Origin of the sequence: Pseudomonas alkylphenolica (genome assembly GCF_004025535.1) — a bacterium.
GTDB classification, from domain to species: domain Bacteria; phylum Pseudomonadota; class Gammaproteobacteria; order Pseudomonadales; family Pseudomonadaceae; genus Aquipseudomonas; species Aquipseudomonas alkylphenolica_A.
The window spans coordinates 857,333-870,527 of sequence record NZ_QJRG01000034.1; the positions used below are offsets into that span (position 1 = coordinate 857,333).

Below are 13,195 nucleotides of genomic sequence, written 5' to 3' on the forward strand. Positions count from 1 at the left end.
ACGACGGACGCTTGGGTCTAGGGGCTGATTTGGAGTATAGATGTGCAAAGATCCAATAAAAACGCACATAAAATCCGGACCAACATGCAAAAAAACATCACCTCGCTAGGCGCCCTGAACTGGGATGACCTGAAGTTTTTTCTCGAAGTGGCCCGTACCCGCAAGGCCAGCAGTGCCGCCAAACGCCTGGGGGTGGACTACACCACGGTGTCGCGGCGGATCAGCTCGCTGGAGGTGGCCCTGGGTACCCTGCTGTTCGAAAAGTCACGGACCAACGGCTTTATCCTGACTGCCGAAGGCCAGCGCCTGCTCAGCTATGCCGAGTCGATTGAAAGCACCCTGCACATGGCCTGCGAGCAAGTCTCGGGTTCTGGCGTGGCGTTATCCGGGCATGTGCGCATGGGCTGTACCGAAGGCTTCGGCACCTTCTTCGTCACCCCGCAGCTGAGTCACTTCGTCGATGCCTACCCGGCGATTTCGGTAGACATCCTGCCGCTGCCGCACTTCATCAGCCTGTCCAAGCGCGAAGCGGATATAGTCATTGCCCTGGAGCGCCCGGAACACGGGCCCTATGTGTGCTGCAAGCTGTGCAACTACCGCCTGCGCCTGTACGCCACCCAGGACTATCTGGACACCCACGCACCGATCACCCGCAGCAGCGACCTGGCCGACCATCAGTTCATCAGTTACGTCGACGACCTGGCCTTCAGCTCCGAGCTGTTGTACCTGGCCAATGTGATTCCCAGCGCCAGCGCCAACCTGCGCAGCACCAGCGTGATCGCCCAGTACGTAGCAGCCCTGCAAGGACGCGGCCTGGCCATCCTGCCGTGCTTTCTGGCGGCACAAGACCCGCGTTTGATCGCGATCTTGCCCGAGGAAGTGGAGATTACCCGGCAGTTCTGGATGTACTGCCGGGAGGACCTGCGCAAATTGAAGCGCATTACCCTGTTGTGGGATTACATCCGCGAGGTGACCGAGCGCAACGCGCCGCTGTTGATGGGCGAGTCGCGCGCGATGAGTTTTGCCGATTAATCGGAGGCGACCACAATCGCCACGCGGCGGTTTTCCATGCGCCCGGCCGGGGTGTCATTGCTGGCAACCGGAACGCGACTGCCCAGACCACGGATGTCGATGTTCTGCGGTTGCATGCCAACGCCTGTCAGAACGCTGGCGACGCTGTTGGCCCGGCGCAACGACAACTGCTCGTTGTAGGCGGTGCGCCCCGAGGCATCAGTGTGGCCATCGACCCGAACCCGCTGGATATCCACCGACAGCAGCGACTTGCCGATTCGCTCGACGATGGTACGGCTTTCATTGTTGAGCGAATCCAGGTCACTGCCGAACAGCACCTTGCCCGAAAGGCCGAACTCCCAGCCTTCGTCGGTCAGGCGGAAACCTTCCTGCTTGAGCACGGCAATCTGCGCGGCTGTCAGGCCCTTGGGCGGTACACTCTGGCAGCCGGACAAAGCCAGCAGTGTCAACGCCAGCCAGACAAAGTGGGATCGTAGGTATCGGTTCAGCTGAAACACGGTTTAGCTCCTGTTTTCTACTTGATTGGCAGAGTGCTCCGACTCTGCCGTTTGCCACTGGCCACGGCTGTTGCGCTTGGCCTGATACATCGCCGCGTCTGCGGCATTGAGCAAGTCAGCCGGGGTCTTGCCGTCATCCGGGAAGTAGGCAATGCCGACGCTCAGGGAGGTGACAATGCTCTGGCCTTCCGCCAGACGAATAGGCAGACGCATGCTGGCAATGATTTTCTCCGCAATGCGTTGGGCATCTTCGCGGCTGTAAAGGGGCGCCAGCAGCACGGCGAATTCATCACCGCCGAGGCGGGCCACCAGATCATGCTCGCGCAGTTGTGCACGCACCCGGGTGGCGACACTGACCAGCACTTCATCACCGGCCGAATGGCCATGGGTATCGTTGATGTCCTTGAAGTTGTCACTGTCGAGGAACAGCAGGGCCATCTGCTCCTGGTGCTTGCTGGCATTGCGCAGCGTACGGCTGAGCCGGCCTTCGAAAAAGGCGCGGTTGGGCAACCCGGTCAAACTGTCGTGGCTGGCCTGGTGGGCCAGGGTTTCGTTCTCGCTCTGCAGATGGCTCTGCCAGCTCTCCAGTTCATCGAGCAAGGCATTGAAGTCATTGCCCAGCTCATTGAGCTCGGCGATCTGCGCAGCCGGTACACGACGGTCGAAACGACGCTCGCGCCGCGCGGCATGTGCTACGGTGGCCAGGCTGCGCAATGGGCCGACGATATCGCCGAACATCCGCCGCGACAGGTACAAGGCCCCCCCTGCACTGAGCGCGGTACACAGCAGAATGCCGGCCAGGCCACTGAGCAGAAAGCGCAACAGGCTGCCGCCCTGACCGACCAGTTCGATACGACCGACCTGCTGGCCCTGATGCAACACCGGCAAAATGATCGGCTCTTCGAGCAGGCTGCTTGCCACCTGCTGTTCCATCTGTGCCAGCAGGCCTTCATCACTGCGCTCCCAGCGGGCCAGCAACTGATCGTTGTCGTCAAACACCTTGGCATCGGCCACCTCTTCGGTGGAGGCGATCAGGGCCAGGGCTTCGCTGGCGGCACTGCTGTCGTTGAACACCACAGCGGCTTCAACGGTGTAGTTGATCGAGCGGGCAATCAGGTGCAGGTTGTGGTTGGCATACACGCGCAGAGCCAGCACGCCGAGCACCGTCAGCGAAATACCAGCCAGGCCGACCGCCAGCAACGCCACACTCAAATGACGACGCCCCAGCACCGCACGCAGGGTCGGGCGTTCGCGCTTGCGGTTGAAGGCGATCATGGCTGCACCGCCCGCCGCCGTGACAGCTGCAGCACGCTCGGGTGGATTCGCACGCCGCTGCGCGCCACCGAGTCAAGGTTGACGTCGAACGCCACTTGCTGGTCGCTGACCCGCAGGCAGAACACACTGCCCACCGTGCACGGGTCACCGGCTTCGCTGATGGTCAGTACCGGGTGGCCGCCGATCGCGCTGAACAACTGGCTGCGTTCATCCTGATTCAACTGGCCGAGGTAAACCGCATCACAGGCAGTGGCGATACGGCTGTCGCCCGCCAGCAGGCGCTGCACCAGCACCGGACGCCCTGTCGACTGCGTGGTGCCCTTGATCAGGTCATCGGCATACTCGGTCGGGCCGACCAGGCACAACCGCAACTGCGCGGGCTCCACCGGCCAGCGGGCATAGCTGAGAATGCCCAATACCACCTGGGTCACGGCAGCCGCTCGCTGCTCGGCTGGCGTCAGGGACGGTTGCGGCTGCGCGCAGGCTAGCGCAGCGAACAGCAACGACAACGCGGCCACCAGCGCGCGCGCCCGGCAGGTCACACGTCCCGATGTCGGGGCGGCCACGTTCATTAAGGAAATCTCTTACAAGCTAGAGGGATAATGTCGCAACGATAGCACAGCAGCCGTTTTTTCAGCGAGTGCGAACCCTGCCTATCTGCAACACTGGCTTGCCAGCGATCAGCGCCAGCAAGCCGGTTCCCACTGGGTCGGATCAGTGCCTCATACCTGCTCCAGCATCAACCCGGACAGGCGCTTGACCTTACGTCGCACGGCTTCCTCGAAGACCCCCGCACGCGGCTCGATGAGCGTGAAACAGTGCTTGGCACGAGTGATGCCGGTGTAGATCAACTCCTTGGTCAACACCGGGTTGAGTGCGTCCGGCAGCACCAGGGCGGTGTGGCTGAACTCCGAGCCCTGAGATTTGTGCACGGTCATGGCGTACACCGTTTCCACCTCGTTGAGCCGGCTGGGCAACACAAAACGCACCCCGCCACGGCCATCATTGCGCGCAAAGGCCACGCGCAGTACCTGCAGGTCGGGTTGCTGCTCATCAGGTAGCCGCAGGGCGATACCGATATCGCCATTCATCAGGCCCAGACCATAGTCGTTGCGGGTCATCAGCACAGGCCGACCTTCATACCAGGGTTGCTCGACATCGATCAGGCCAGCGGCACCCAATACTCGGCCAACCCGCTGATTCAACCCTTCAACGCCCCAGGGGCCTCTTCGCACAGCGCACAGCAACTGGAACGTTTCGAAGCCTTGCAGCACCGCCATGGCCCACGCCTCCCAACGCGGATCATCGCCTGGCAGCGTTGGCGACGGACGCTGCCGGCCAATGACCTGCAGATAACTGCGATAGCCTTGCGGCCCCTCGCTGCCGCGGCCAAGCCCTTCCAGGATCAGGCGATCCAGCGCACGATCCTGCTCACCGCGCAGGGTCAGGCCCAACACATCATCCTGAGTCTGCTTCAACAACGCGCGAGCCTGGTCGGCATCCTGCAGGTTGACCAGCCGTGCCAGTTTGCCGATACCACTGGTCTCGCCGAAGCGTCGCGAAAACCGCAGCATCACGACCTGCTGGGCCAGCGGGTAGTGCTCGTTGCTACCGGGCTGCAGTTCGCTCCCGGTCAAGGTTTCACCGCTGACCTGTTCCAGCCAGGCTTGCGTCTGGGCACTGTAACGACCAGCCTCGGCATCCCGGCACAGGTCACCCAGCACGGCACCGGCCTCGACCGAGGCCAACTGGTCCTTGTCCCCCAACAACACGAGCCGGGCATGCGGCGGCATGGCGGCCAGCAAATTGGCCATCATTTCCAGGTCGATCATCGACGCTTCATCGACCACCAGCACGTCCAGCGGCAACGGGTTGCCAGCATGGTGGCGAAAGTGCCGTGAGCCCGGACGACTGCCCAGCAATCGGTGAACCGTCGATACATCAGTGGGAATGTTCTCGCGAACCTGAGGTTCGACTGCCAGGCGCTCGACCTGTTGACCGATCGACTCGGTCAGTCGCGCCGCCGCCTTGCCGGTAGGCGCGGCCAGACGAATACGCAACGGTCGCCCCGCTTCCACCGCCGGCGCCTGGATCAACGCCAGCAAGCGCACCACCGTCGTGGTTTTGCCGGTACCTGGGCCACCGGTAATGATGCTGAAGGCGCCACGGGTGGCCAGGGCACAGGCAAGCTTTTGCCAGTCCACCTGCCCGGCCTGACCACCGCCGTCGAACAGGTGCGCCAGACGTGCAGGCAGGTCGGAGGGCGTGGGTTCGACCTGCTCCAGGCGCTGGCGCAATGCACTGTCGATCTGCCGCTCGTAAGCCCAGTAGCGGCGCAGGTACAAGCGCTGGCCACTGAGCACCAGAGGGCGTGATGCCTGTTCTGCGTTGGCACCGTGGGCCACCAGCCGGCTACTCGCCAAACGCTGCAGCCAGGTCGTCAGTGCCAGTTGCTCAAGCAGTTGCGAGGGCAGCAATAAAGGGCCTGCCAGGGCGTCGCCTTCAGGCGGCAGGGACAGTGCGAAATCGGGCTCGGCGAGCGTTTCACCGAGGTCCAGGCACACATGGCCATGCCCCAGTTGGTGGCTGGCCAATGCGGCGGCCAGCAGCACCAGCGAGTCGCCTTGTGGGTCGCGCTCTTCGAGAAAGCCGACAAACGCCCGGTCCAGGGCGCGCAGCCAGCCACGCTCCACCCAGCGATCCAGCAGCGCCAGCAGGTCGGCACTGCGGCTCAATGGCTCGAGCGCTGCCAGATGCCGGGCATCCAGCGGCGTCGGCAGCAGGTCGTCGAGGGTACGGCTCATGATGCATCTCCCTGGAACAAGTCAGTTTGCCGCGGTACGCTGACGCCGCGAAACAGCGCATCGAGACGCTCAATCAACGCCCGCGGCGGCTTCACGAAATACACCCCACCCGACGCCGAGTGCACACCGCGCAAAAAGATGAACAACGCGCCCCCCATGTGCAGGTCGTAGTCATAGTCCGGCAGGCGTGCACGCAACTGACGGTGCATCGCCAGCAGGTACAGCACATATTGCAGGTCGTAGCGGTGGCTGAGAATTGCCCCTTCCATGGCCAGCTCGCTGTAGGCGGTATCGTCAGGCCCGAGCCAGTTGGATTTGTAGTCGGCCACGTAGTAGCGACCGTCGTGTTCGAAGGCAAGGTCAATGAAACCCTTGAACATGCCATTGAGCTGAGCCGACTGCGCTGCGATACGGGCGGCACCTTGATGGGTATGCTCACAAACCAGCCGATCAAGCTGACCGACATCAACCTTGTGGCTGGCAAACCAGAACTCCATTTCGATCTGGTACTGGTTCAGCTGGTTCAAGGCCACCGGTGCGCCGTCTGCGCTCGATAGCAGTGGCTGCACCAGCAATTGCTGCAGCCACGGGCCGAGGGTGTTGATCCACCCCTTCCAGTCCCGGCGATTGCAGCGCTGAGCCACCATCTCCATCAACGCCTGGTTGTCCGCTGTGACCTGGGCAAAGCCCTCATGGCCGGCCCATTCGAGCAGGCCATGCAGGAAGGTCCCGGGGTTCGGACCGCGTGGGAAGCGATGGATATCACCACTGCCAGGCATCACTTCACGAAGCTGCTGTGGGTCCGGGCGCTCGTCGTCGAGCAGTTGCTGAGCCTGGGAGCTTTCCGTAGCAAGGTTCAGCGATTCTTCACCGATGCGCAGGGCACTGTAGGAGGCGATCCACCAGTTCTCGGCAGCACGGCGCTTGGGCTGGCGCGCAGGCAGCAGCTCGGCCTGGTTACGTGGCGCGCTGTAGCGTTGTTCGTCGGGCTCGGGCATGGCACTGCTGGCAATGGCAGAACAGCCGGCCTGCATCGCCTGTAGCCATTCACTCAACTGAGTGGAAGCTGCCAGCGGCGTACCACCACCCAGCAGGTAACCCAGGGCCGAGCGGTGCAGCAACGAGGTTTTTCCGCTACCGCGCTTGAGATCGGCAACTCCCAGCCAGCAAGCATGCTGGGCTCGAGTCAATGCCACATAGAGCAGACGCAGGTCTTCCGCCAGGCGTTCATCGTCGGCCCGGGCAATCTGCTCGGCATCCGGTGTCAGGGTCAGGTGCGCCTGCCCTTCGCTGTCGTGCCAGGCCAACGGCAAACGCTGGCCGTCCACCGGCTTGCTGGTGCAGATGAATGGCAGGAAAACCAGCGGATACTCAAGCCCCTTGGACTTGTGAATGGTGACCACCTTGACCAGTTGCTCATCACTTTCCAGACGCAGGATCTGCTCCTCACCAGCCTGGCCGGCACTGGCCAGGTGCTCGCCGAGGTGGCGAATCAGCGCTTGCTCACCATCGAGCTCGGTGGCGGCCTGCTGGAGCAGTTCCGCCAGGTGCAGCAGGTTGGTCAGTACCCGTTCGCCATCACTGCGCGCCATCACCACCTGCGGCAGATCGAAGTCGTGCAGCAATCTGTGCAGCATTGGCAACGCACCTTGTGTGCGCCAGATCAGCCGGTATTGGCGGAACTGCATGACCCAGCGTTCCCAGACCCGCTCGTTCTGGTTCAACTGCTCCAGCTCGGACAGCGGCAGGTTCAGGGTGATACTGGCCAAAGCCGCCTTGAGCAGGCGCTCGACATCCGGCTCGGCACAGGCCTTGAGCCAGGCCAGTACGTCCTGGGCTTCCTGGGCGGCAAACACCGAGTCCTTGTCCGACAGGTAGACGCTGCGCACATCGCGGGCGGCCAGCTCGCTACGGATCAACTGCGCTTCGCGTCCATCACGAACCAGGATGGCAATGTCCGACGGCATGCAACCACGCAGCGACTGGTCTGCCTGGACAAACCCGCTACGTCCCTGTTGCCCGCCATTGAGCAAGGCCACGATCTGGCTGGCGCAACTGGCCGCCAGCTGCTGGCGGTAAACCGCACCCGAGACCGGCTCTTCACTGCTCAGCTGCCAGAAGTTCAGCGCTGCAAGCGGCTGCCCGTCGACCTTCAACTGCTCGCTACGGCCCTTGGCCTTGACCTCGACAAAGGGCACCGGGTTGTCGTCCCCCTCACGGAACAGAAACGCCCCGCGCCCCAATGCGCGCAACTCGGCCTGCATGAACACATGGTTGACCGCGCTGACCATGGCCTGGCTGGAGCGGTAGTTGGTATCCAGGCTGTGCAGCCGCCCGGCCGTGGCGCGACGGGCGCCCAGGTAGGTAAAGATGTCGGCGCCGCGAAACGCGTAGATCGCCTGTTTCGGATCGCCGATCATGAACAGGCCGGTGTCGCGGACATTTTCTTCGATGCAATAGATACGCTGGAAAATGCGGTACTGCACCGGGTCGGTGTCCTGGAACTCGTCGATCAGGGCCACCGGAAACTGCTCGCGGATCAAGCCGGCCAGGCGCTCGCCTGTGTCACCGTGCAACGCATGATCCAGACGCACCAGCATGTCGTCGAAGCCCATTTCTGCCCGACGACGCTTTTCCTGCTCGAAGCGCGCGCCGACCCACGCCGCCGCGTGTTCGAGCAGGCAGGCATCGGGCGTCGGCAACGCCTGGATCTGTTCACGCAGGGTTTCCATGGCCTGCAATGCCGGGTGGCTGGGTGGTTCACCTTTCCAGGCTTCGGCCAGGCCGACACGCGTCAGTCGGGTAAACCCGGTACCGAGATCAAGCTCCAGCGCTTGCGGGTCGCAAGCCCATGCCGCGAGCTTGTCGCACCAGGGCTCGAAGTAACGAGCCTGCATCTTGCGCCCGTCCACTTGCTTGGCAGCCAGGCCGTCGCGGCAAAGCTGCAACAGTTCGGCAGACCACTGGACCCATGGCGCCTTGAGGCTTTGTAACTGCTCGGAACGCTGTAGCAACACCGCGTCGATGAGGGCCTGCGGTTCTTCGGCGCTGTTCTCGATGCGTTGACGCCCGAACAGCGCACGCACCCGAGGCAGCAGCGCGTCAGGGCTGACCCAGTGACTGCGCACCCAGTTCAGGGCCTCGCCCTGCATGCTGTAGCAGAACTGCCGCCAATAATCGCGCATCACCTGGCCCAGCAGTTCGCTATGGTCGGTTTCCAGGCTCTGGGTGAACAGGCTGCCGCTGTCGAAGGCATGCTCACGCAACATGCGCTGGCACCAACTGTGGATCGTCGAAACAGCCGCTTCGTCCATCCACTGTGCTGCCACATCCAGGCGGTTGGCGCAGGCAGGCCAGAGGTCTTGCGGGTAGTCGTCACGCAACTGCTGCAGGAGCGGATCGGCCTCGCTCAGTTCGTTGCGAAAGAAACGCGCCGCTTCCGCCAGACGGGTACGGATTCGTTCTCGCAGCTCCTTGGTAGCAGCGTCGGTAAAGGTCACCACCAATACCTGAGGCGGCAGCAGTTCACGACCAAAGCCTTGCTCGCCACCATGGCCGAGCACCAGGCGCAAGTACAGCGCAGAGATGGTAAAGGTCTTGCCAGTACCGGCACTGGCTTCGATCAGCTGGCTGCCATGCAGCGGGAAGCTTAAGGCCAGGGGAACAGTGCGGGTCATTGGCCGTCTTCCTCATTGCCCAGCGTCTGCCAGGGCGCATCGAACATCGGGCGGTACAAGGCTTCACACCACCCCTCGAATTCTTCACTGGCGCTCAGGGCGGCGAAATCGCTGAACTGGCGAGCCAGCGCGGTGCTTTCGCTACGCTCGCCAGAACTGTTCTGGCCATCCCCTTCGTAGGTTTTGGCGGCAGCGGCAAGCGCCTTGTCGGGATCACTTTGAGCCAACCAGGCAAACGCGGTTTTAACCGCCACCGGCAACGGTGCGCTCATACCGGCCTGACGGGCCAGCAGCAGGTCGCCAAGCAATTCGGCTGCGCGTGCTTGCTCGATGGGAGCCAGCAACAAGGTGATGTCGGTGGCCACCACGGCGCTGTGTAGCGGCAGCCCGACCGCACAGGCGGCCAGGTGCATGACCCAGGTAGCCGTCAGCCGATGCCACTTCAACGTTCGGCCACTGCTGATGGCATTGGGTATGGGTGTGATGCTCAACAACGACTGATCGTCGCCCTGGTAGACCCGCCCGAGCCAGCCTTCCAGCTTCAGCTGGCGGTACTCGAAACGGATCGGCAAGGCACTGTCCAGCACAATGGACCATCGCCGCAACAACTGGTCATGGCGCTGCAGCAGATCCGGCAATGGCTCGATCAGCTCTTCCTGCAGGCACCGTCCGAATCCGGCCAGCGGCAACATGCCGTAGCCTTGCAAGCGGCGCGCTTGTGCATGCAATGCCGAGCCGCTGTCGTCCGGCGCTGTCAGGGCCGCGGCCAGCAATCGCTCACTGAGGCTGTAGCGTTGCAAGGCGTCGAGCACAAAGGGTTCTTCGTCAGCCACGGGCGCCTCGGCCGACTCGAAAAATACATTGAGGCGTTGGCGGAAGAAGTGGCGCACCGGGTGGCGCAGAAAATCCTGCAGCACGTTCAGGGTCAATGCTTCATCGCTGGCATAAGGCGCGAGCGCGTCGTCGGCCTTCGGCAACACGACATCGGGCACATGCAGTGCACGCCACTCCCGGGCATAACTGAACAGGCTGCTGCCCTTGTGGAAATAGCGGGCGCTGAAGGGTTGCAGAGGGTGTTCGACCGTCAGCACGTGCAGCAGTTGTTCGCCGCCATCACGCTTGTCGTCTGCATTAGCGCCGAGCAACTGCCATCCCGCCGCCAGGTGGTCGCGGAGTTGGCCGATCACCACCGAGGCCGGGCGTTCACTGTTGTCCCGAATACTGCGGCCAACCCAGCTGACATACAACTGATCGCGGGCCGAGAGCAGCGCCTCCAGCAACAGGTAGCGATCGTCCTCGCGGCGCGAACGGTCGCCTGGGCGGTAGTCGCTGCCCATCAAGTCAAAATCCAACGGCGGTTGCGCGCGCGGATAGTCACCGTCGTTCATGCCCAGCAGGCACACCACCTTGAACGGAATGGCGCGCATGGGCATCAGGGTGCAGAAGTTGACCGAACCGGCCAGGAAGCGTTGCGACAAGCGCCCTTGATCGAGCCCGGCCAACCAGGCTTCACGTACCACGGTCAGTGGCAACAAGTCATCGAGGCCAACCGACTCGCAAGTCTCCAACCAGGTTTCGCGCAGCCCCTGCAACTGCACCAGCAGGTAATCGTCGTGCTCGGTTTCGGCAAGGAAGAACACCTGCAGCAGCGCACGCAGGCGCTCGCCCCACTGCGCAGCGGTTGCTGCTTCGGACAGCTGTTGATAGGCAATCTCCAGGGCGTCGAGCAACGCGACCAGTGGACCGATCAGTGCCGCATCCAAACCGCCAATCTCATCGAACGGTTCAATACCGTCGCAACCCTCGCCTGCGCCTACGGCATAACCGAGCAGCATGCGACGCAGGCCAAAGCGCCAGCTGTTCTGTTCAAGACCTGCCGGCAACCCCAGGCTCGCACGCTGCTCGGCATTAAGCCCCCAACGGATGCCGGCGCCCTCGATCCAGCGATGCAGGGTCGGCAGGTCGCTCTCCTTTATGGCAAAGCGCGCACGCAGGGCTGGTACGTCCAGCAGATCGAGAATCTCGCTGACCGCAAAACGGCTGTCCGGCAGCTTGAGCAAGTGCTCCAGTGCAATCAGCAGTGGATCGCGGCCTCGTTGCCCCTGGTCTGTCAGGGTAAAAGGAATGAAGCGCGAGTCATCACGCCCCAACTGGCCGAACACCGCGCGTATGTGCGGCGCATAGGTATTGATATCCGGCAGCATGACAATCACGTCACGGGGGCGCAGATGCGGATCGGCACTGAAACGCGCGAGCAACTGGTCATGCAGAATTTCTACTTCACGCTGCGGGCTATGGGCAATGTGGAAACGTACCGAACGGTCCTTGGCCGGATCGACAGCCGGCCAGCGCTCGCGGGTTTCAGCCAAGGGCCGCAGCTCGAGAATGTCGTCCTGCAACTGGTTGAGCAGGTTCTCCGGCTGGCTGTCGCTGAACAGGTCGATGCGTCCATCACTGAACGCCGCCTGGTAGCTGCCAGGGTCGTCGTAACTGTCGAGCAGGTTGATGTAGTCGCGGCCCTGCTTGCCCCAGGCAGCCAGCAACGGGTGGGCGTGCTGGTGCAGGGATTGGGCGTCGATCAGGCTGGGCATGCCCTGTTTGCGTTGTTGGCGTTTGTACTGGTGGCGCAGCAGGTCCTTGTCGGCGACGATGTCCGCCCAGTGATGGCGACACGGGTTATGCACGCACAGCAGCACCTGACTGAAGCGGGCCAGACCGGCCAATGCCTCAAGTGCCTGGGCTGGCAACGAGGAAATACCGAAGACGATCACCCGAGAAGGGAGCCCCACCGGGGCTTTTTCGAGATTATTGATGCGCTCGATAAAGCGCTGGTGTACGCCGGCGCGGCTCTGTGCCATGCCGGCCTCTCCCACATCCAGCAACAGCGCACGCCACAGTTCGGCCTGCCAGCAGTTGGCTGGCGGCAGCGGCTTGGCGTCACCCCGCGCGGTATTCAACACATGGTGACCGGCAGCCCAATCCTTGAGCCAGTCGGCCCGATAAACCTGATATTGGTCGAAGAGGTCGGCGAGGCGTTCGGCGAGCTGATAGCGCTTGCGCAGATCCGTGTCGTCGGTAAGGAAGCGCTGCAGGGGCTCGAAGTGAGGCTTATCGATTACCTCGGGCAGCAGGCGCATCAGTCGCCATGTCAGTGGCGCTTTGTCCAGCAGGGAAGTCTCGGGGATCTCATCACGTCCCAGCACGCGGCGGTACAACTGCCACATAAAGCTGCCCGGCAGTTGCACCTCGACGGCCGCCGCAATACCGCAGCCGCCCTGGTCATCCACTTCCGGATCTTCAGCCAATGCGAGCTTGAGCCACTGGGCGATGCCGTTGCTCTGCACCAGTGCGATTTCATTTTCCAGGGGCGCCAGCGGATAGCGGCGCATCCAACTCACCACCAGGCTGCGCAGTTCATCCAGGCGATTGCCATGGACCACCATGAATCCTGGCTGAAGAGTACGACTGTGTGGCATAGGGCTTCCCTGGCAGCTTGCAAACTGGGGGAAACCTTACCACGAAGGTGTCCCCCGATGAGGTCGAGGTAAACACCAGAAAGACAAAACCCCTACCTGCATGTGCAGATAGGGGTTTCGGAATTTAATCTTGACGATGACCTACTCTCACATGGGGAAACCCCACACTACCATCGGCGATGCATCGTTTCACTGCTGAGTTCGGGATGGGATCAGGTGGTTCCAATGCTCTATGGTCGTCAAGAAATTCTGTTGCCAGAAGGTCTTGTTAGACACTCCAGCGAATCGGGTATGTGACAATTTGTGGTTTACGAACTTTCGGTTCATTTCGTCTTCACCACCACAATCTGCAAGGCAGATTGCTTGGGTGTTATATGGTCAAGCCTCACGGGCAATTAGTATTGGTTAGCTCAACGCCTCACAGCGCTTACACA

Annotated in this window: 7 protein-coding genes and 1 rRNA gene; 1 reads left to right on the forward strand and 7 read right to left on the reverse strand. The window is 62.3% G+C overall.

The genetic code is table 11. The features are described 5' to 3' along the window. Positions 1-84: 84 nt before the first annotated feature. Positions 85-1,032 (forward strand): LysR family transcriptional regulator, encoded by a 948-nt coding sequence (locus DM813_RS08115; RefSeq protein WP_128322885.1) that lies wholly within the window; start codon positions 85-87, stop codon positions 1,030-1,032. Here DM813_RS08115 and DM813_RS08120 read toward each other — a convergent pair. From DM813_RS08120 to rrf, 7 genes are all read right to left on the reverse strand, one after another. Then, the gene (locus DM813_RS08120; protein WP_128322886.1) at positions 1,029-1,529 is read right to left on the reverse strand and encodes an OmpA family protein; all 501 of its coding nucleotides are present in this window, start codon (positions 1,527-1,529) and stop codon (positions 1,029-1,031) included. The two genes, DM813_RS08115 and DM813_RS08120, sit on opposite strands and share 4 nt — an antisense overlap. A gap of 3 nt (positions 1,530-1,532) precedes the next feature. After that, positions 1,533-2,804 (reverse strand): diguanylate cyclase domain-containing protein, encoded by a 1,272-nt coding sequence (locus tag DM813_RS08125; protein ID WP_128322887.1) that lies wholly within the window; start codon positions 2,802-2,804, stop codon positions 1,533-1,535. Then, positions 2,801-3,376 (reverse strand): YfiR family protein, encoded by a 576-nt coding sequence (locus DM813_RS08130; RefSeq protein WP_128322888.1) that lies wholly within the window; start codon positions 3,374-3,376, stop codon positions 2,801-2,803. Before DM813_RS08130 ends, DM813_RS08125 begins: the two co-directional genes overlap by 4 nt. Before the next feature lie 150 nt (positions 3,377-3,526). Next, a complete protein-coding gene (gene recD / locus DM813_RS08135; protein WP_128322889.1) occupies positions 3,527-5,608 on the reverse strand; it encodes an exodeoxyribonuclease V subunit alpha in 2,082 nt (693 codons plus the stop codon). Further along, the gene (gene recB, locus DM813_RS08140; protein ID WP_128322890.1) at positions 5,605-9,285 is read right to left on the reverse strand and encodes an exodeoxyribonuclease V subunit beta; all 3,681 of its coding nucleotides are present in this window, start codon (positions 9,283-9,285) and stop codon (positions 5,605-5,607) included. Before recB ends, recD begins: the two co-directional genes overlap by 4 nt. Then, a complete protein-coding gene (recC, locus tag DM813_RS08145) occupies positions 9,282-12,761 on the reverse strand; it encodes an exodeoxyribonuclease V subunit gamma (protein ID WP_128322891.1) in 3,480 nt (1,159 codons plus the stop codon). The genes recB and recC overlap by 4 nt, the downstream gene beginning before the upstream one ends. Positions 12,762-12,889: 128 nt before the next feature. Beyond that, positions 12,890-13,005 (reverse strand): 5S ribosomal RNA (rrf, locus tag DM813_RS08150). Positions 13,006-13,195: the final 190 nt, after the last annotated feature.